The sequence below is a fragment of the Thermogemmatispora sp. genome (genome assembly GCF_019683755.1).
Classification (GTDB): domain Bacteria; phylum Chloroflexota; class Ktedonobacteria; order Ktedonobacterales; family Ktedonobacteraceae; genus Thermogemmatispora.
In genome coordinates this window covers 1-20,244 of the sequence record NZ_JADGHT010000044.1, presented here as the reverse complement: position 1 = coordinate 20,244, position 20,244 = coordinate 1, and the positions used below count along the sequence as shown (strand labels likewise).

16 protein-coding genes are annotated in these 20,244 nt (G+C 59.3%); 2 read left to right on the top strand and 14 right to left on the bottom strand.

What is annotated here, in order from left to right; genetic code table 11:
* Positions 1-157: 157 nt before the first annotated feature.
* On the bottom strand, positions 158-511 hold the full coding sequence (locus tag IRZ24_RS05255) for a hypothetical protein (protein WP_297160905.1): 354 nt from the start codon (positions 509-511) through the stop codon (positions 158-160).
* Positions 512-1,456: 945 nt separating this feature from the next.
* On the opposite strand from IRZ24_RS05255, the gene IRZ24_RS05250 reads away from it, so the two are divergent.
* Positions 1,457-1,708 carry a helix-turn-helix domain-containing protein gene (locus IRZ24_RS05250; protein ID WP_297160904.1) on the top strand — a complete coding sequence of 84 codons (252 nt, stop codon included), beginning with the start codon at positions 1,457-1,459 and terminating at the stop codon, positions 1,706-1,708.
* Positions 1,709-1,941: 233 nt separating this feature from the next.
* Here IRZ24_RS05250 and IRZ24_RS05245 read toward each other — a convergent pair whose 3' ends face one another.
* From IRZ24_RS05245 to IRZ24_RS05185, 13 genes are all read right to left on the bottom strand, one after another.
* Positions 1,942-2,445, bottom strand: a complete 504-nt coding sequence (locus IRZ24_RS05245; RefSeq protein ID WP_297160903.1) for an HIT domain-containing protein — start codon at positions 2,443-2,445, stop codon at positions 1,942-1,944.
* A 175-nt stretch (positions 2,446-2,620) separates the two neighbouring features.
* Positions 2,621-3,094, bottom strand: a complete 474-nt coding sequence (locus tag IRZ24_RS05240; protein ID WP_297160902.1) for a helix-turn-helix domain-containing protein — start codon at positions 3,092-3,094, stop codon at positions 2,621-2,623.
* A gap of 249 nt (positions 3,095-3,343) precedes the next feature.
* Positions 3,344-3,808 (bottom strand): tetratricopeptide repeat protein, encoded by a 465-nt coding sequence (locus tag IRZ24_RS05235; protein WP_297160901.1) that lies wholly within the window; start codon positions 3,806-3,808, stop codon positions 3,344-3,346.
* 304 nt (positions 3,809-4,112) lie between these two features.
* On the bottom strand, positions 4,113-4,688 hold the full coding sequence (locus IRZ24_RS05230) for a serine/threonine-protein kinase (protein ID WP_297160900.1): 576 nt from the start codon (positions 4,686-4,688) through the stop codon (positions 4,113-4,115).
* A gap of 119 nt (positions 4,689-4,807) precedes the next feature.
* Entirely contained in the window at positions 4,808-7,066 is a 2,259-nt protein-coding gene (locus tag IRZ24_RS05225) for a serine/threonine-protein kinase (RefSeq protein WP_297160899.1), read from the bottom strand.
* 196 nt (positions 7,067-7,262) lie between these two features.
* Entirely contained in the window at positions 7,263-8,558 is a 1,296-nt protein-coding gene (locus IRZ24_RS05220) for a tetratricopeptide repeat protein (RefSeq protein WP_297160898.1), read from the bottom strand.
* 197 nt (positions 8,559-8,755) lie between these two features.
* Positions 8,756-10,222: a tetratricopeptide repeat protein gene (locus IRZ24_RS05215; RefSeq protein ID WP_297160897.1), complete on the bottom strand. Its 1,467-nt coding sequence runs from the start codon at positions 10,220-10,222 to the stop codon at positions 8,756-8,758.
* Between the two features lie 195 nt (positions 10,223-10,417).
* Positions 10,418-10,759: a hypothetical protein gene (locus tag IRZ24_RS05210; protein WP_297160896.1), complete on the bottom strand. Its 342-nt coding sequence runs from the start codon at positions 10,757-10,759 to the stop codon at positions 10,418-10,420.
* Positions 10,760-11,476: 717 nt separating this feature from the next.
* Entirely contained in the window at positions 11,477-13,540 is a 2,064-nt protein-coding gene (locus IRZ24_RS05205; protein ID WP_297160895.1) for a serine/threonine-protein kinase, read from the bottom strand.
* A 453-nt stretch (positions 13,541-13,993) separates the two neighbouring features.
* Positions 13,994-15,244, bottom strand: a complete 1,251-nt coding sequence (locus IRZ24_RS05200; protein ID WP_297160894.1) for an MFS transporter — start codon at positions 15,242-15,244, stop codon at positions 13,994-13,996.
* Between the two features lie 631 nt (positions 15,245-15,875).
* The gene (locus IRZ24_RS05195; protein ID WP_297160893.1) at positions 15,876-17,126 is read right to left on the bottom strand and encodes a serine/threonine-protein kinase; all 1,251 of its coding nucleotides are present in this window, start codon (positions 17,124-17,126) and stop codon (positions 15,876-15,878) included.
* A gap of 491 nt (positions 17,127-17,617) precedes the next feature.
* Entirely contained in the window at positions 17,618-17,863 is a 246-nt protein-coding gene (gene secG, locus IRZ24_RS05190; RefSeq protein WP_297160892.1) for a preprotein translocase subunit SecG, read from the bottom strand.
* 222 nt (positions 17,864-18,085) lie between these two features.
* On the bottom strand, positions 18,086-18,613 hold the full coding sequence (locus IRZ24_RS05185; protein WP_297160891.1) for a hypothetical protein: 528 nt from the start codon (positions 18,611-18,613) through the stop codon (positions 18,086-18,088).
* 531 nt (positions 18,614-19,144) lie between these two features.
* Here IRZ24_RS05185 and IRZ24_RS05180 point away from each other — a divergent pair.
* Positions 19,145-19,840, top strand: a complete 696-nt coding sequence (locus tag IRZ24_RS05180) for an MBL fold metallo-hydrolase (protein ID WP_297160890.1) — start codon at positions 19,145-19,147, stop codon at positions 19,838-19,840.
* The last annotated feature ends 404 nt before the right edge of the window (positions 19,841-20,244 follow it).

Sequence of the window (20,244 nt, the reverse complement as noted above, 5' to 3'; positions counted from 1 at the left end):
TATAGAGCAACGCGCGTTTTGGGGGCAGTGAGAAAGAGGAAGAGGGAAAGGGAAAAGGGGCGAGGGGAGAAGCCTCCCTCGCCCTCTGTCCAGGGGATAGAGAGGTCCAGGGACGAGATTACCCGCGGAACCGAACAGGAAAGGAATGAACAATCTGCTAGGAGCTGGCCACCCGCCGACCCTCTGGCTCGCCCTCCTGACTGCCTGTGCTCTCCGCCGCTAAGCAATACTGTCCCTCAACCAGGCTGCCATCGGGACGGACATGGAGGAGGCCGCGATAGTGGCCATGAACAAGGGTCAGGCCCGTGGAGAGCGGCAGCAAGGCCCGCAATTTGACCCATGGAGCTAACTGGCGTAACCACTCCTGGGCCAGAGCCTGCGCCTCTTCTTCATCGGCGGCATAGAAGAGATAGAGCAGGTCCGAAGTGGCTCCAGCACTGCTGACCAGCAGCCAGAGCGTCTTCGGCCCCTCCGGCTCGTCCTCGCCAGCAGCACCGCCCTCCTGCAGCACCGGCAGCGGCTCCGTATCTCCACGGGGCCGTCGCTCACCGCCAACCCGACACCAGCCTGCTCCCGCTCCAGCAGACCGGCCTCCGTCTCGGACAGAGCTACCTCTGCCACCGACATCGCCTCCCCCGATGCCGCGCCCTGGCCCTGGCTTGCCACCCGCTCCGGTAGCAGACTCTCGCCACGCTCAAAAACCTCAAAGACCAGCTTCAGCGCCTGCTCCGGCCCCACCAGTTCGCAGAGCCGCTCGTGACAACGCTCCATGTTGCGCATCCGCGCCTCAATAAAGGCATGCTTCGACCAGCCGCTCGCTGGGGCGTAGAGCGCCCGCCGCCCGGCGATGTACTCCTCTTCCAGCCGCTTGCGCAGCTCCGCGACTTCACTTCCCATCTCTATAGCTTCTCCTTTCTCTTCTTCTCTCGACTTGGCCTGGCCTGGCTTGCTTCGCCTCGCCCTGCCTCGCCTCACCTGTCACTCACTGGCCCTTGCGGGCTGCTCACTGTTTCCAGTTCCAGCTCTTAGTATAGAACATCTTTGAGATTTTTTGCAATGCTTAGAGATAACTAGGAACGAAGAGAAGTGATTAGAAAGGAATAGACAAGCAAACGGTAACGCTTGTTATAAAGCGGCTTCGTGGCCTATACTTAGTGAGATATGAAGAATGCACAAGAGTGCAGAGAGCGGAATGATAATGCATGTCCGTGCATGTAGTCACGGGGTCCATTAAGGGACGAACAGGGCCTTAGCCAGCTATGAGAAGGGATGAGATAAGGGAGAAAATACCCCTACCCTGGGGCTTGAGCTGAGGGTTCCCTGTACTATTGCGGAACATACGCTGTCTGCCTGTCATGATGAGAGACTCTCTGCATTGCCTGTAAAATCACCCGTGGATACGAGGGACTTTCTCAGCCCGCATTCTTACTGTCTCAAGAGATAGAGGGTCACACACATGTGCGAAGGGTTAATGACTGCAAAAGAGGCTGCCGATTACATGCGTGTAAGTGTGCGCACCATCCGCGACTGGGTAAAGAAGGGCCTTATTCCTGTGGTGCCTGTAGGCGCCCAAGAGTATCGCTTTACGAAGAAAGACCTTGATCACTACATTGAGACACAGCGGCAAATTTGGCAACCGCGCAGCCGTCGCAGCAGAGGCCCGAAGGAAAAAAGCAACGGTAACACTCGCGAGAAACAAGATGCTTGAAGACTGCCTGGTCATCTGAGTAGCTTTTCTCACCACTCGCCGTAGCGGTAGGCGGTTTCCTCGCCGATCAGGGTGCGTTCGGCTTCGTCGAGGGCGAAGAAGTCGTAGACGGCCTGGTTGCGAGCTGTCTCCGGCGGATGAGCTCGGCGGTGAGCTGGCGGGCCGGGGCCTGCTCGATCGCTGCGGCGCCAGAGGACAGCGTCGCAAGCCGATCGAGCGCCTTGGGTTCTGGTTCACGCCCCCGTGAGCGTAGCCAATGTCTCCTTGAGCTGACGATAGACATTGTCGAGATGCTCAGGAATGACCTTCACATCGGCGATCACCGGCATAAAATTCGTATCGCCGAGCCAGCGCGGCACTATGTGCAGATGGACGTGACCAGCAAAGCCGGCACCTGCCACCTTTCCCTCATTGATCCCCAAATTAAAGCCATCGGGCGCCATCAGCTTGCGCAGCGCACGCAAGGCTAACTGTGCCTGAGCCATCAAGTCCCCAAGCGTCTCCGCTTCCAGCTCCGTGATGCTGGGCACGTGGCGATAAGGGGCGATCATCAGATGACCATTGTTGTAGGGATAGAGATTGAGCATCATAAAGCAGCGCTCGCCGCGATAGACGATGTGATTGCGGGCATCGTCTTGGGCGGCGGGCTTACTGCAGAAAATGCACTCGTCGGATTTCGCCTGCTCGTCCTTGGGCGTAATATAGGCCATGCGCCAGGGAGCCCATAAATTTTCCATGCGCGCAGTTCTCCTTGCTGAGACTGGATAAGATAGGAGGAGCAGCAAGCAAGCGCAGCGCGAGTAAGGCACAGGCCAGACTGCACTTGTTTACCTAGGCGAAGACGAGTATAGCAGGAAGGAGAGAGCAAGGTCAATCTACCTGCCAGGCCTGCGGCGAGCGACGCGCACCAGATCAAAACTGGCGATCGCCTCCCTCTCCCTCGGCACAGGCGGAGTTGGTCGTCATCTCCGTGGCGGCGGGCGGACACGAAGATGGGGCATAGGGCAGCTCGATCCAGCGCTCGGCCCAGGCGTGAATCGCCTCGATTACCGGTTTTAGTGCCCGGCCCTTCTCCGTCAGTTGGTATTCTACGCGCACCGGGATCTGTGGGTAGACCACGCGCTCTACGAGGCCCTCCTGCTCCAGCTCGCGCAAGCGGTCAGAGAGCACACGATCCGAGAGGCCGCCGACGGTGGCAGTCAGCTCGCTGAAGCGACGCGGGCCTTCCAGCAGCGAAGCGATCAGCAGGCCAGTCCAGCGCTTGCCAAGGATCTGCATCGCGTGCTCATAACGAGGGCACAGCCGGGTAATCTGCTTCTGCTGTTGTTGTGTGCGCGGTGAAGTTGAGAACGACGCTGAGGGCGCCGACTCTTGTGGTTTCTCCATGCTTCTCTTGCGCTATACTGCTCTGGCGATCGACCGGCTCGCGTTGGCAGCATGAGAGCATTGCTGACGACATGTGGAAAGCGGTCCGGCGCTTCCAGAGTCTCAGTCGTTCAAAGGGAAGAACACCCGTAGATAACAGTATAACATTGTCTTCCTGCTGAGACAAGGCCAGGCTGACTGCCGCTCACTGAGTGGGCGGCAAGCCTACTGCTCGGGATAGTGGCGGCGTTGCAGGGCCTGTCTAACCTCTTACAGAATCTTGGCAATGGCCTGATTGGCGGGCTGCAGGTACTGAGCCTGTTCCAAATCAGCGAGGGCACTAGTGAGCTGGCCCTGTTGCAGGTAGAGGAGACCTCGATTATTATAGGCCGCGGCAAAGGAAGGATGGAGGCGGAGCGCCTCGTCGAAGTCAGCGAGAGCAAGATAGAAGTGGCCTTGTCTGGTATAGAGCATACCGCGGCTGTAATAGGCCAGGGCAAAAGTAGGGGCCAGACGAATAGCCCTATTGAAATCGGCGAGGGCCCGATTGAGCTGACCTCGTTGCTGGTAAAGGACGCCGCGCTTAACGTAGGCGGCGACCGAGTTGGGCTCAAGGCGGATGGCGTGATTGAAGCAAGCGAGGGCCTCATCAGAACGCTGTTGATCAAGATAGGCCTGGCCCTGGCGCAAGAGAGCGGCGACCGACTGAGAAGGCTGAAGCTGGCCAGGCAACAAGATGAGGCTCGCTGGTCGTCAGTGAAGGAAGCGTTTTCGTCGCCAAAGCCGGTGACGCTGCCTGCCGAAGTGCTGCAGCAAAATCCTGGACCGAAGGAAAACGCATAGCTGGCTGTTTGGCCAGAGCGCGCAGTAGAACCTGCTCGAAGGCAGGAGGGATCTCAGGCACCTGCTTGTGGAGGGGGGGAGGTACTTGCAGATGCTGACCTGCCAGCTCCATAAAGGTGCCAAGGAAAGGCGGGGACCCACAGAGCCACTCATAGACCATGATGGCAAGGGCATACTGATCGCTGGCCCGTCGGGGCTAACCCTGGAGCTGCTCCGGTCCCATATAGACCGGGGTGCCCTGGAGAGCGGTGTTACTTCGAAAAGAAGTGGCGAAGGTGCTGGTGTGATGGGCGATGCCAAAGTTGCTGAGCAGAAGGCGGCCCTCACCATTGAGCAGAACATTGTCGGGTTTAAGGTCGCGGTGGATCATGCCAGCGTTATGGGCTGAGTGAAGGGCCGAGGAGAGCTGCGCGACATAGTCAAGAACAGTGGCTAGCGGGAGACGGGCGCCCCGAGGATAGTGCTGGCGCAGCGTGCTGCCAGGAGCGCAGGTCATGACGAGGGAGGGAAGGAAGCGCTGAGGATCAAAGCCAAGATCGAGCAGAGGAACAATATGCGGATGGCGCAGGCGCAGAGAGGCGCGGGCCTCGTTGAGGAAGGCATACAGGTCATCGGGGACGAGCTGGAAGGCGGAAAGAAGCTTAAGAGCAACCTGCAAGGGAGGAGAATGACGCCGGTCCTCGGCAAGGTAAACCTGACCGAGGGAACCAGTACCCAGAAGGCGCAGCAGATGGTCGTGATCGATCTGCTGACCAGAGAGATCTGGGAGCATCTGGCTTCTCCTTTCATGCGCTGTCGCTGAGCGTCTCGGGCGGGAAGGCATCTGCTATAGTAGTAACCTTATAGGTTCAACGATAGAGGCATGTATCATATAAAAATCAGGCAGGAGCCTCAGCGCTGATCAGAGCGCAAGAGCTGGCGCACCCGTTGCCATGCCTGCCAGATCTCCTCGTCCTCTGGAGCATAGCGCCTGGCACGCTCCAAATCGGCTAAAGCATACTGCGGTCTTCCTTGCAATTCGTAGAGGCGTGCTCGTTCCCGATAGAAGGCGGCCTCCTCAGGGCGTCGGCGGATCGCCTCACTCAGGTCATCAAGCGCGGCCTGCAGCTCGCCCAAATCGGCATAGAGCAGGCCTCGGTAGTAGTGGGCTTCGGCTACCTCGGGGGCCAGGCGAATGGCCTCAGTGAGATCGGCAAGGGCCGCTGCCAGCTCGCCTTGTTCCGCGTAGAGCAGCGCCCGATAAAGATAGGCTGTGACAAGATGAGGGTCCAGACGCAGCGCCTGCTCAAAGTCGGCTAGCGCCTCCTCAATTTCTCCTCGTTGTCGGTGCAGGTTGCCGCGATGAGCGTAGCTAAGAGCCTCAGCGGGAGCCAGACGAATCGCCGCCTCCAGATCAGCCAGGGCTCGATCGAAATCGCCCTGCTCCTCATAAAGGCTGGCGCGCTCTCGATAGGCCAGGGGATCAGCGGGGGCCAGACGCACAGCCTCGCTCAGGTCTGCCAGCGCCCGCGCTGTCTCCCCCTGGCGCCGCAGCACTAGGCCGCGTTGTAGATAGGCCTCAGGGTTCTGGGGATCAAGCTCGATCGCCTTGTCGAAATCGGCGCGGGCCTGCTCAAGCTGCTCCAGTGCCGCACGAACTTCGCCGCGGACCAGGTAAGCGGTGGCATCCGTGGCATCGAGGCGCAGAGCTTCATCCAGGTCGGCTAGTGCCCGCTCGAGATCACCCTGCTGTTGATAGAGTATGCCGCGATGGAAGTAGGCTGGCGCATGTGATGGATCAAGGCGGAGCGCTTCCGTATAGTCAGAGATTGCGCGTTCTCTCTCTCCCAGCTCCTCGTAGACGTTACCGCGATTAAAATAGGCTGGGGCGTAGTGAGGATCGAGGCGAATGGCTTCATTGAGATCGGCCAGGGCTTCCCGAGGGCGGCCCAGCTCCAGATAGATGCGCCCGCGATTGTTGTAGCTCACCGCTCGTCCCGGTTCGAGGCGCAGCACCGTCGTATAATCCTCTAAGGCCTCTTCCAAGCGATCCTGTTGTAGCGCCAGAAAACCGCGGTGATGGTAGGCCGTCGGATCGTTAGGGGCCAGGCGGATCGCGGCATTGAAGTCGGCCAGCGCCTCTTGATAGCGTCCCAGCTCGCAGTAGACCTGTCCGCGCCGATTGTAGGCATAGACATTGTGAGAATCGCGGCGTAGCACCTCATTGAATGCCGTCAGTGCCTCCTGCCAGCGTCCGTGGCGATAGTGCTCGTTGCCCTGCTGCAGCCACAGCTCGACAAGCTCACGCTCCTGGGGGACAGCCACCTCAAGGGCGGCGGCGGCGCGGCTGAGGGCCTCTGCAAAGGCCTGAACGGAAGGAAAGCGCTGGGCCGGGTCAGGAGCCAAGGCTTGAGCAAGCGCAGCCTCGACGGCGGCGCTCAGCTCTGGCAGATGGGGGAGTCGCTCATGAGGCGCTGTGCCCGTGCTCTCCGAGGCGGCGAGAGGCGGCACGCCGGCCAACCACTCGTAGCAGAGCGCGGCCAGCGCATACTGATCACTGGCCAGCGTTGGCTGACCTGCCATCAGCTCAGGAGCCTGGTAAGGGGAGCCGGTCGGTATGGCGCCACTGGCGCCGGCTGACATCGATGCAGTCCTGCTTGAGAAGCGTCGCACTAGTGACCATAGCCCCACCTCGCTCAGCAAGAGCTGCTCATTGTCGCCGAGCAGCACATTCTCCGGCTTCAGATTGGCATGGAGCCAGCCAGCCTCGTGGGCGGCCTGCAGGGCTGAGGCCAGCTCTGTAGCGTAGCGGACCACCGTAAGCAAGGGCAAGCGTGTGCCGCGCGGATAGCGCGCGCCCAGGGAGCCGGCGGTTACATAGGGCATGACTACGAAAGGCAGGCCGTGGTTCTGGTCGTAGCCATAGGCCAGCAACGGCAGCAGGTGCTCATGCTGGAGCGTGCTCAGCTCCTGTAGAGCTGCCAACAAGGAAGGCAGTTGTTCCTCTCTCGGCGTGAGGGTGCTCAGGATCTTGCAAGCTACCAGGGCTGACGACGCCTTTTCCTGGCTGCCCGTGGCGTTGCTGGCCAGGTAGACCTGGCCCAGGCTCCCCCTGCCGAGGAGACGCACCAGCCGATAGCCGTTAATCTCTGCTCCTATCAGCTCCTGCATTGCTTGACCTCTGTCCGTCTGCCGCTATAGGGCAGGATGTGGCAGCAAACTATCAGCCTGAGCGAAAGCCCCTCTGAGGTTGTCGTAGGTAGTAGTATAGAGAATACCCCTGAGCCAGCGCAAGTGGAAGCCGTGGCCAGGGCAGGGTGGAAGATAACCTTTGGCCTCTGCTGCCCGCTATGTGTTGCCTATTCCCTTAGCGTGGCTGACGACGCTTGGCCTCGCGCACCATTGCCAGAGCGCGATTGATCTCAGGATCATCGGGCCTGAGCCGATGGGCCTGCTCCACATCGGCCAGAGCGGCGTTCAGGTCGCCAAGCAGACCCTGAACCATACCGCGATGCAAGTAGGCTGGTGCATAATCGGGCCAGTAGCGAATCACCTCAGAGAAGTCGGCCAGCGCCTGTCGAAAATCCTGTGACTCGCTGGCGAGCTGTCCGCGCAAGAAGAGCGCGCGCGCGTAGTCTGGGCGCAGGCGGATGGCCTCATTGAGGTCGGCCAGAGCGCCCTGCCGATCGCCCTGGCGCAGCCGCACCTCTGCACGATTAACATAAGCTGGGGCAAAGCCCGGCTCGAGGCGGAGCGCCTCGTTGAAATCGGCCAAGGCCCGCTGCAGGTCGCCAAGCTGGAAGTAGACATCGCCGCGGTTAGTAAAGGTGACGGCGTTGGTTGGATCGAGGCGGAGCGCCTCGTTGAAATCGGCCAGCGCCCGCTGAAAGTCGCCTAGGCGTTTGTAGAGATCGCCACGGTTGCTATAGGCTGAGGCCGGCGTTGGTACTAGACGGATGGCCTCATTGAGGTCGCTCAGAGCCTGCTGCACATTGCCTTGATAGGCATGAACCAGAGCGCGGCTCTGGTAGGCACTGGCGTCATTGGGAACGAGACGAATGGCCTCAGAGAAGTCGGCCAAAGCTCGAGGCAGATCGCCCTGCTGTAGATAAAGGTTGCCGCGTCGCACATAGCTCTCATGATCCTGGGGATTAAGACGAAGAGCCTCGGAAAAATCGGCCAGCGCCTGCTGTGGGTTCCCCAACTGCAGGGAAAGCATCCCGCGATGAACGTAGGCCGAGGCACGTGTCGGCTCGAGGTGGATGGCCTCATTGAGGTCGGCCAGAGCCTGCTGCAGATTGCCCTGGTTGATCAGGACCAGGGCCCGGCTATGGTAGGCTCCGACCAGGCTGGGATTGAGACGGATGGCCTCATTCAGATCAGCCAGGGCATGTGGCCAGTCCTGTAATTGGGCATAGAGAAAACCACGGCTATAGTAGGCTTCCGCGTAGCCAGGATTGAGATGAATAGCCGCGCTCATGTCGTTCAGCGCCTCGACCAGTTGGCCCTGTTCGGCATAGAGGCGACCACGTTCCAGGCGAGCCGCGGCGTCCATAGGATGGGCCTGAATGGTCTGGGTCAATGCCGCAAACCGCTCCTCCAGTGAGGACGGCTGCTGCGCTTGATCTGACGCTCCCTGGCCTGAGGAAGGCTGTTGCACCATTGTCCTCCTCTTGCTATCTGTTAATACAGGACATAGATTTTCATATTTTTATTGCTTCTCTTAGTAGCCATCGGTATCGTGGTAACGGGGATCTGCCAGGTTCTCCTGATGGCATATGGCATGAGGAAAGGAATAGCGCGCTTTATCTCCCTCCTGTTGGTCACTCCTGGTGATCCTGATACTCGAGGGCTTGCTCCTCAGCTCTCCGGCTGCTGAGCCAGGCGTTGGCGCAGGAGAGCTAGCTCCCACTCAATGCGATTCTGCTCTTCGGGAGAAACCAGGGTCCGCGCCTGCTCCAGATCGGCCACAGCCTCTGCATACCGCTCTTGATCTGCATAGATTGCGGCCCGTTGGAGATAAGCTGGTCCAAAGTCTGGCTGTAGTTTCAGGCAATGTGCTAGATCACTCAGGGCCTGCTCAGCGTCACCCTGGCTGAAGTGGAGATTAGCTCGGGCAAAATAGATTTCTGCCATCTCGGGGGCGAGACGAGCCGCCAGATCGTAATCAGCCAGAGCCTCAGCGTATTCACCCAGTGCCCGGTAAGTATTCCCACGATGGAGATAGAAAACCGCCTGGGGCTGCGAGGCGAAATGAATGGCATCTGTCAGATCGGCCAAAGCCCGCTCAAGCTCGTTCAGCCAGTAGTAGCAGGTGCCGCGGTAGAAATAGATGGCGGCCCATCTGGGCTGACGGCGCAGGGCGACCGTCAAATCGGTAACAGCCCCGCGATAATCTCCTTCTTCCGCTAGCAAGCATCCACGATGGTAACGGGCCTGGGTATGGGATGGCTCCAGAGTCAATGCCTTATTCAACTCATTGAGGGCCTGCTCACGCTCATCTAGCAGCAGCAAGCTGCGGGCCCGATTTGTCAGGGCGTCCGCATAGTCTGGTTTCAAGCGTAAGGCAGCATTGAAATCGGCCAAAGCCTTTTCTACTTCCTGGCGCTGAAGAAAAATCACCCCGCGGTTGTTGTAGCCTTCAGCATAGGACGGATTGAGACGGAGCGCCTCACTATAGTCACTCAGAGCGCGTTCCTGATCTCCCAGGGCAAGGTAGAGGTTGCCGCGACTATAGTAGTAACCCGGCTCCTGCGGAGCCAGACGGAGGGCCTGATCGAGATCAGCGAGCGCCTCGGCAAGCTGACCACGCTCGGCAAAGATTCTGCTACGTAGCTCATAGAAGCTGGCCTCCTGGGGAACGAGGTGTATGGCCTCGGTCAGCTCGGTCAAGGCCCCTTCGCTCTGGCCGAGATGCCAACGAGCCAAAGCCCGCAGGCAGCGCGTGAGGGCATGGTGTGGCTGTAGGCGCAGTGCCTCATCGAAGCTAGCGAGCGCCTTATGGGCATCGCCCTCCTGAAGTAGCAGCTTCCCACGCAGCAGATGCGCTTCAAACAGACACGGTTCCAGACGAATAGCCATCTCCAGGTCGGCCAAAGCTTGCTGAGGCTCGTGCCGCTGCTGGTAGAGCAGGGCGCGGCGATAAAAGGTGAGGCTGTCGCTCCCGTTGAGGCGGAGCGCCTCGTTGAAGTCGGCCAGGCCCCGCAACTGATCGCCCTGCTGGCAGTGGAGAACGCCGCGCCGCAAATAGGCCTCGGCATCGTTGGGATGCAGGGCGATGGCTCGACTGTACAGGGCGATCAGCTCCGCGTTTGACTGCCCTTGCATGTCTCCTCCTCGTCGTCATTGAACTGGTGGCTTGTCGCCTGTAGAAGAGACTCATCGTTTTCTGCCTCATTGCCTCGTGCACAAAGCCTGTATGCACTCTCTTAGCTGCTCGCGAGTCATGCTTCGTCAAACGGCGCCAAGCAACCGAGCAGGATTCTCGGCAGACACAGGGATTGCACTCACCCACTCAGCCAGTCAGTTACCCTGGCTGCTTCTCTTCACCTGCCAGAATCTGGCGGCTTCTTGCAGGCGCTGAGACCAGGCTTGCAGATCCAGACGGAGGGCCTGCTGCAGATCAGCGGCGAGTCGAAAGCGGCCCTGCCAGAAATAGAGGCTGGCGCGCCGCCGGTAGTCTTTCGCCCGTCCCGGCTGCAGCCGGACGGCCTGGGTTAGACTGGCGATCGCTTCCTGATAGAGATCCAGCCAGCGATAGATCTCGCTTGCTGTGCGGTAAGCATTAGGATTGGACGGAGCAAGCCGGATCGCTTGCTCCGCGGCCTCTTGGGCCTCCTTCCACCGCGGATGACTAAAGAGCAAGTGGGCATGGCCAAGATGAGGAATGGCCCGCTGCGGGTCCAGGCATCTGGCTGTTGTGAAATCGGCCAGAGCCTGCCATTTCCAAAGCGCCGCTTTCCCGCAGCTCCCGGGCCTGTTTCAAGAGCAGCTCGATCTCTAGTGACTGGCTCTCCGCCTGCTGGCGGGCCTCTACTGAGGACTGTCCAGAGCCGGCTGTCGGCCTGCTGACCGTGGAAGGTGAGAGCTGAGAGGGAGCAAGTCCTTGCTCCTCCTGCCTCTCTTTGGATACTGGTCCTTGCTCTGGCTTTTGAGGCTCTCCATCGCTAAACTCTGCCCGAAGACTGGTCATACGTCCCTGTTCTACTCCTGATTTCGCAAGCCTGGCTATTCGATTTCTGGTAATTTTAGCAAATTCTATTCATTTATCCAGAGAGGAAAGCGTCAATCCATTTGATCCCGACGAGTCGCTAAGCAGCGCTGCTCTCGCTGCGACCTTGATCGGCCCTGCTGGCTACAGCTACCTGCTTAGTGGCCCGTCGCTCGGCTAGCAACCATCCTGGACTGAGCCAGTAGCCGGCTATGATCAGGAGGGAGGCGCGAAAGCAAAGGAGCTGAAAAGGAGAAGAAAGCTGGAGGCAGGTCGGACCTGAGAGCCTTGCCGCGGTCATGGGTGCCAGGGAGAGAAAGAATACAGCGCAAAGGGAACAGGGCAGAACCAGGCACCGGGGCGGAACAAGCTCAACGAGCCTCGCGCCTCCGCTCCTGACGCAGCCGATAGAGCGCCTCCTCGCGACTCGCACGCACCAAGCGATTGCCCGGATCCAATTGCAGTGCCCGATCGTAATCCAGAATAGCCCGTTGGTAGTCCCCCAGCCGGAAGTAGGCCACACCCCGATGACGGTAGCCCTCGGCATCATCAGGCCGCAGTTCCAACGCCCGATCGTAATCCAGAATAGCCCGCCGATAGTTCCCCAGGCCAGCATAGGCCAGACCGCGATAGACATAAGTCCGAGCCAGACAGGGGGCCAGCTCCACAGCACGATTAAAATCAGCTATGGCCTTCTCGTACTCCTGCAAGGCATCGTAGGCCATGCCGCGTCGGATATAGGCCTCGACATAGCTAGGATCAAGCTCCAGAGCACGGTCGAAATCGAGAATGGCCCGCTCATAGTCCTGCATCTCATAGCAGGTCAGACCGCGATTGTAGTAGACCAAGGCATAGTCGGGCTGGATCTCAAGAGCGCGTTGATAGTCCTCTAACGCCTGCTCATATTCTTGCATATTGCGATATACTGTTCCGCGATTATTATAAGCATTGGCATAGAGAGCATCCAGCTCAATGGCACGCGTTAGATCAGCAAGGGCAAGCTCGTGTTCACCAAGCGCATCATAGGCATTGCCGCGGTTATTATAGGCCAAAGTATATTCTGGATTGAGGCGGATAGCCTGGCTAAAATCGGCGATAGCCTGCTCGAAATGGCCCAGACAGCAGTAGGCATTACCGCGATTATTATAGGCATCGGCATTAGAAGGATCGAGCTGTAGCACGCGGCTATAGTCAGCGACGGCCTTCTCATATTCCTGCAAGCGGCGGTAAGCGCGGCCACGGTTAAAGTAAGCCTCCAGATAAGTCGGATCAAGTTCCAGAGCGCGATCGAAATCGGAGAGGGCGCGGCGTTCATCACCCAGAGCGCAATAGGCGTAGCCACGCCCGTTATAAGCGATGGCCTGCTGAGGATTCAGCTCCAGAGCGCGATCGAAATCGGCGATCGCCTTCTCGATCTCCTGCAGCTGCAGATAGCAACTGCCGCGATTCACGTAGGCATCGGCATAGGTTGGGTCCTGAGCGATAGCCTCCGAGAAGGCCTCAGCCGCCTCTTTATAGCGGCCCTGAAAATAAAAAGCCACCCCATCATCGAAGCACTCCTGACGGCTACGCGGCTGGATACGGGGCACATAATTGAGCACCTGCAGCGAGCGTGCGGCACGCTCCAGCTCTTGAGCGAACTCGCGCACACTGGCAAAGCGCCCTTTGGGGTCCTTAGAAAGCGCACGCATAATGACATATTCAATCTCTGGAGAGAGTTCGGGCACGCGCTCCAGCAGCGAAGGGGGAGGAACCTGAGAATGCTGAGCATACAGCTCATAGAAGGTTCCATCAAAGGGCGGGTCGCCGCAAAGCCACTCATAGACGATCACCGCCAGCGCGTACTGATCGCTAGCGCGACTGGTGCGACCCATAAACTGCTCTGGGGCCATATAATGGGGAGTTCCAGCAATGCCAGCGTTCTGCTGCTCTAAGGGAGTCTGGCCGGGAGGAGTTTGAACAATCACCGAGATCCCGAAATCGGTCAGCAGAATGCGATCCTCCTGATCCAGGAGCATATTCTCCGGCTTCAGATCGCGGTGGATCACATTTTCATCGTGGGCGTACTGCAGAGCATCGGCGAGCTGATGTACATAGTGCAGCACCAGCTCCAACGGCACGCGCGTTCCCTGCGGATGGCGCTGGCGTAGGGTGCCATTGGGAGCGTAGTCCATCACAATGAAAGGCACCCCAAGCGCCTGCTCGACGCCGAAGTCCTGGACCGCGACAATATGCGGATGCCGCAAGCGAAAGAGGCGGGCCTCATTGACCAGGTGGCGCAGCGCTTCATAGTTCAGACCGGTGTGCAGCACCTTGACCGCTACCAGGTGCTTGCGCTGGATATGCTCGCCCAGGTAGACCTGGCCATAGTTGCCCTGCCCAAGCAAGCGGAGGAGAAAATAGTTATCGAGTTGTCTACCCGAATGATCAACCATCGTGCCTGTTCTCTTGCCTATGCTTGCAAGCCCTGGATTGGGCAAACTTCCCCGCGGAGTGCCGGTACCGATGCCTGACTGCTATCTGCCTTCCGGTGGCTCTGACTCCCTGGCTCACAATCTACCAGCATACTTATTGTAGGAGAGAGAAGAAAGCTCGTCAAGTACTCGTAAGACTCTGAAAGTACTTGCTGCCTAGTTCTTGCGCGGCGACGTTTCGATAGCGTCTTGTCGTACAAGATCCCTGCGCGACGAGTAGCTAACAATTTGTGAGTTGTGCGTAAAAAAAGGCAAGACGCCAATATCAGGTTCGCCTCCTGGCTGGACAGGGAGCAGGCGGGCCAGGGCCTAGCTCAGGAGGCTGAAACTCCCTGGCCGCGCTCTCTCCCCAACAAGAACGATCTTGATCGCAGCGCGTTGCGGGCCTGATCGCAAGCGCTTCGCCTCTTTCCCTTACTCCCGACTGGCACGCTGCCAGCGGACCCAGAGCAGTCCCAGACTGCTGATCAGTACGCTGCCGCTCATTACGAGCACGAGCAGGCGGTAGAGCAAGCGATAACTGATCTCTCCTACACCGAGACCGAAGAGAGGGAAGAGCACCATCATTGTCGCACTAAAGAGGCCGGTCTGCAGCGACAGCACCGTCGCTCGCTGGGCCTCGGGACTGCGCTCATTGAGCCAGGTGCTTACCACTGGCTGCCAAAGGGCATAGGCTCCCTGGAAGAGAATCAGAAAGCCCACCAGACTGAGCGGGACCAGCGGTAGACTCATTAACAGCAGCCCACCAGCCAGCGCGCTCGACAGCAGCAGCAACAGGCGGACACGAGCCAAGCGCATCAGCAACACGGGAGCCAGGGCAGTGCAGACAAAGCTAATCACCTGGCTGGCGGCGATCACCAGCCCGATCTGGGCCAGGGACAACCCCAGCCCAGCCAGATAGAGCTGATGGTAGTAATAGATGGTCAGGCCACAGCCCTCGACCACTCCTGCTAGCAAGAGCAGACCGGCCAGCATGCCATCACCGCGCACAGCCTGCAGTCCCTGTAGCAAATGCCGCAGCGGCTGGCGCTGCCTGACGCCGCGCTCCTCGGGCAACACCCGCAAGGGCAAGATCCCTAGCAGCGAGAGAGCCGCCTGCACCAGGAAAGGCAGGACCGCCTGCACCTCGCCGAGTACTCCTCCAGCGCTCGTACTGGCCGCCTCCGCGAGCAGCACCAGCAGATAGACCCGGCTGATCAAACGACTATAGTAGCCCGGCAGCTCACGCTCATCATGAACCAGCCGTCGTGCTAGCCCCCAAAGTAGTGCCTCCTCAGCTCCTCCGCGAAAAGCAAAGGCCAGCCCCCAGAGCACAAAAGCCAGGACTATCAACGGCCAGAACGAGAGTGCCAGACACAGCATGGCCGCTGCTGACAGGAAACAGTAGACAGTCAGGCTGCGGCGCCGGCCCAACAAATCGGCATAGATCCCCGTCGGGATCTCCGCAGACAGCTTCGTCACATGCAGCGTCATCTCCAGCAGACCAATAACCACGGGACTGTAGCCCTGGTGCGCCAGATAGATCATCCAGACCGCGCTGCTCAAGGTCGCATTCGTCGCCAGCGTATAGCCTGCATAAGCCAGCAGTAGCCGCAGACGGGTACCAGGTGCCTGTGACCCTGACGGCGACCTCCCCTCTCCCTTAGCCTCCATGCCTTTCTCCATGCTGCAACCTGTTCCTTTCTATGTTCCATGAAGATCTGCATCTGCTAACGAAAAGTTAAAAAGAGCTTGGGCAGAGAAGAAGGGCCTGACGCAGCATGCTGCGAAGCAGGAACCAGGTCAGTCAGGGCCGGACACGGCGAAGACGAGAAAGGACCCTCTCAAAGGCGCCTCCTCTTGCTAGCCCTGGGCTGATAGCCGGGGCCAGAAGAGGCCAGCCAGAAGGCCAAAGAGAGAGCGGATCAGAGGAGAAGAGCGAGAGCAGCAAACCAAACCCTGCCAGCCGGAGTGGCTTGCCCGCTAGAGAGACAACACAGGCAAGGCGCTAAGGTGAGTCAGAGCCTTTCGCTGCGGCGCAAGCCCAAAAACCCACCCTGAGCATGGCCAGACCTGGCCTGCTCACATCCTGTCAGTAATGGCGCTGCTCCTCTCTTGAGCCGCATAAGCTGCGCCAGGCCTATGCGGCACAGGCATGCGCGATATGAGAAGGGCGAATAGTGTTGCTGCGCAGTGCTGCCGTGCGCAGGCCGACACTGAGGACTAAACACAGAGACAGAACCATCATAGCTAGGATGCTAGCATAGGCGGAGCTTGTCTGTCAAGGTGAAGGGTAGGGAAGACAATTAGAAATGGGTTACAACAGTGGCTGATGCAAAACAGGAGATAGTTCTTGGACAAGATCTGATGATGAAGAAGAGGAAGAGGAGGAAGGGTCATGGCTCTGATTTTGCTGGCCGTGGGGAGCGGGTAGGGCTGGCGTTGACTGCCCTGGGGCCTGGAAGGGGTGCCCTGTTGGCTGACCCAGTGGGGGCGGGCAGCCAGGCAGCGTCGAACGCCCGGCGCGCTGCTGAGGCGAGAGAGCCAGCCAGGTCAAGCCACCGCCGAGCAGGCCGCTGGCGGCCAGACCGGTGATCCCAACCATCAGCGCCCGCCGCGTCGGACGTACGACCTGGAGCGGCGAGGCCAGAGGGCGCGGGCGCAGCGCCTGACCCAAGGCCCGCTCATAGGCTTGCACAAACTCCAGCACCGTCGCAAAGCGCGCCTCCGGCTGTTTCGCCAGCGCTCGCTCTACCACGGCCACCAGCGCCGGGGGCAGGCCCGGCACACGCTGACGTAACGGTGGTGGGGGCGCATGAACATGCTGAGCCAGCACCTCTGCGGGCGAGCCGCGGAACGGACAGACCCCGCACAGCCACTCATAGACCACCACTCCTAGCGCATACTGGTCGCTGGCAAACTGCGGCTGACCAGCTAGCTGCTCTGGCGCCATATAGGCCAGCGTCCCAGCGATTGCCGCTTGCTGCCAGTCTGGCTCTCCCTGCCTGGCCAGGGCCGCAATGCCGAAGTCGCTTAGCAAGAGCGATCCATCGCGCCCAATCAGCATGTTCTCCGGCTTAATATCGCAATGAATGCAGTGCTGACGATGGGCATAATCCAGCGCTATCCCAATCTGCTGCAGATACCGCAGAATGGTTACCGGATGCAAGCGACTGCCCCGAGGATGGCGCTGGCGAAGCGTCCCACCAGGGGCATACTCCATCACTAAAAAGGCCGTACCGCTCTCCTCCAGCAGAACAAAGTCGAAGATGCTGACAATGTGAGGGTGGCGCAAATGAGCCGCAATACGGGCCTCTGCACAAAAGCGTCGGACGATCTCGGGCGCCAGGTCAGTCCGCAGCAGCTTAATCGCCACCTCGGTCCCCAGATAGCGATGCTCGCCTAGGTAGACCTCGGCAAACCCCCCTCTACCTAACAGGCGCAGCAGGCGATAATGGCCCAGCTCGCGCGGTACCTCCGGAGGTAGTCGCTGCTCACCCTCGCCAGACGTGCCGCCGGCTCCTTTGCCTTGATCCGCCTCAGCCGAGAAACTCAGCGGTTGCTCCATAGTGCTCGCTCTTCCCCTCCTTGCTTGCCTGCTATGATTGTAAAGAGCGGACAAGGAAGATGTCAATGTACTTACGAGGAAGCAACCTGTCTGAGAAGCTCATAGTATTGAAGAAGACTCCAGAGACTCTGGATAGCTCTACATCTATAAATCCACTTATGCTTATCTATCGTTCAGGAAAAACACAGCCATAATGGGCAAGAGAGGAAAGCGAGGGGAAGGAGAGACAGCAACAGGGGAAGAAAAAGGAGGAGAGCTAGAGCCGGACGAGGCGAGCCGATATGGAAAGTGCGCAGACAGCCCCTACCCAGACGTCATTCCAGGGCTATGGCCCGAAAGAAACTGCTGGAGACGGCGGACGGGCTTACTAAGCGAGTGAGGGGAGAGACTGACAGCAAAAAGCGGGCGGGGCGCGGAGTAGCCTTCACAGAGCGCGGCATGATAGCGAGAAGCCTCCCCAGGCGCCCCTGAACCTGGCCGAAGCAGCCCACCTAGACAGGAATCAACATCATAATCACCGAGACCAGTGCGAAGAGCGCCACAAACACAATCGTCAAATTAAAGATCAGGCGTTCCACTCCGCGGCGCGTCTTAAAGACGGAGCCGGCGCTTGACCCGCCGAAGATACTGCCCAGGCCAGCGCTGCGCGCCTGAAGCAAGATAAAGAGAATAACGGCGACTGACAGAATAATCTGAATCACCCGGAGAGCCGGGGCCCAGGCTTGCAACGTATTCAAGGTCCACCCTCGCTTTCATCCGCTTTCATCGCTGGCCAGATGTTCCGGCCAAACCTTCGCGGCGATTATACCACAGAAGCCTGGTCCCGTCGAGACAGCAGAGAACAGCCGGGCCGGCCAGATTCACGCCCCTCATTCCCAATGCTATCCTGGCCCGCTCACCCTGCCTCACTGCCCCGGAGACAGGCGAGAAAAATGCCCAATGCTGATACCGAGCGCGGCCTAACCCTGCAAGTGGAGCAAGCGATGGCACTCTGGGCACAGCACCACATAATTGGCCCGCCGATAGCGGGCCAGTAGTGTTCGTAGCGGGCGGCGTGCATGCAACTCCAACCGCATCACCTCGCGAGCGCAGAGCGGGCAGCGTCCAGCAGCCTCCCTCTGGAGCTGGCCCTGAAGGCGGCGCACCAAATAGTTATTACAAGCATCCAGGCTCACATGAAACACCATGCCAGCCAGCAGCAGCCACAGCCACCGCTGACGGGTCAGTGCTGCCAGCGCTGTCAGAGCGCCCAGCGTCAACGGTTGATGCAGCGGCTTCGGCAATGGGCCACGCTGACGATGAGGAGTACGCAGATAACGTAGCGCCTCGCGCAGGCTCAAGCTCCGGCGAGCCGCCACGAACTCCAGATAATGATCGACATCGATCAGAATACTCGCCACATAGGGCAGCCAGACCTCATCTTTCAGCCACGGCAGTGCCACCAGGGCCGCCGCCGTTGAAAAGGCCACATGTTCCTCCAGGCGCATACAATTATCTCATCCCTACTTCAGCAGGCAAGCATTTCACGTCGCAGCCAGGCCCGCAGCACCGTACCGTACCTCAGGCGCTCCTGCTAGGGCCTTGATCAACCCGTCAACCGAGCTGGTCCGCACCTGTGGCCTCAAGGTGACGTCGGCCTGTGAGCGGAGCAACGCGCTTATCGCAGCAGTATAAACTGCCAGCGGCGTTCCCGTCAAGCAAACCAGCCTCATGAGCTGGAAGGGGTGGCCCGGGGGCCAGCCTGATAGAGAGCACGGAAACGGTCGGGTCCTTGCTCAAACTAAGCAAGCTATCATCCAGACAAGGAAAAAAAGCCTGGCTGGCGCATGGTTCCCTTGTAGAAGACCTATCCCTGTGGTACAATGTAATCCGGGCGAGGACAGCAGTCCCCGCCCGAACTTATGTTTTCCATTCTGAACAGTCGACCAGTAAGGCAACACGAGGGGAGTCTGCCAGGCATGAGCGCGTGACTGACGGCTGCCCTCTTTCTTGAATTTAGTGGGAGCGGACACCTGCGGGTGTCCTCACATTTTGCAATGGAGATTTCCTGGCTCGGCCACTCCTGTTTTCAATTGCGAGGAAAACAAGTCACGCTCATCACGGACCCGTTCGCTCCCCAGACGGAAGCCGCCCCGCAGCAGAAGGAGCCTCTGCGCCTGGGTAAGGTCAGCGCCTCGATTGTCACCATCAGTCACGATCATCCCAATCATAACTATGTCCGCGCGGTACAGGGGAATCCCCGTATTGTGCGTGGGCCAGGCGAATACGAGATCAGCGACGTGCTGATCACTGGTGTCGCCTCCTATCATGACAATCAGCGGGGGCGCGAACGTGGGCGCAATACCATCTATGTGATTCACATAGATGGCATCGTCGTCTGCCACCTTGGCGATCTAGGCCACACCCTGCAGGAAGAGCAGCTTGAGGAAGTTGCTGATGCTGATGTCCTGCTAGTACCTATTGGGGGTAAGCACACCCTCAACGCCTCGCAGGCGGCTGAGGTGATCAGCCAGGTGGTGCCGCGTATTGTCATTCCCATGCATTACTATCCTCTGGCAGCCGACGGCTCGCAGTCGCTGCCTGAAGCGCTTATAACCTTTTGCCGCGAAATGGGCGTGGAGTCGATCAATCCCCAGCCCAAACTTGTGATCTCGCAAGGCAATCTGCCGGCAGAAACACAAGTGGTGATCCTCTCCTGCCGCAGTCTGAGCTAAGCGCTGGCGTAGTCCTAACTGGGTGAATTGCTGAGAGGGTGCTCGCGAGCGAGGAAGAGAGTGAAGAGTATGCGCGATGCCAGGGGTGGCTATCCTTCCCCCGGAAGGAATAGCCAGCCTACTTGTATGTGCATGTCTGGCCAGCGGGCGGACATGCAAGGATACTCTGGCTGTGGGTCCGCGGGTGGATGGAGCTGACTGAGCCTGGAGAAGAGTAAGAGCGGATTCCCGATCGCCAGAGCAGGTCAAACATAGCATGCATTGCGCCTTGCGGGAGAGGAGGAAGCAAGCGGAGCGGAAGCGCAAAGCGGCGCAGCAGGCAGCCAGGCCAACATATATACAGTCAGACAGGCAGGAGGCTGCTCATGCCAGGCAGCCTGAGAGGGACTGAGTGAGAGAGTGAA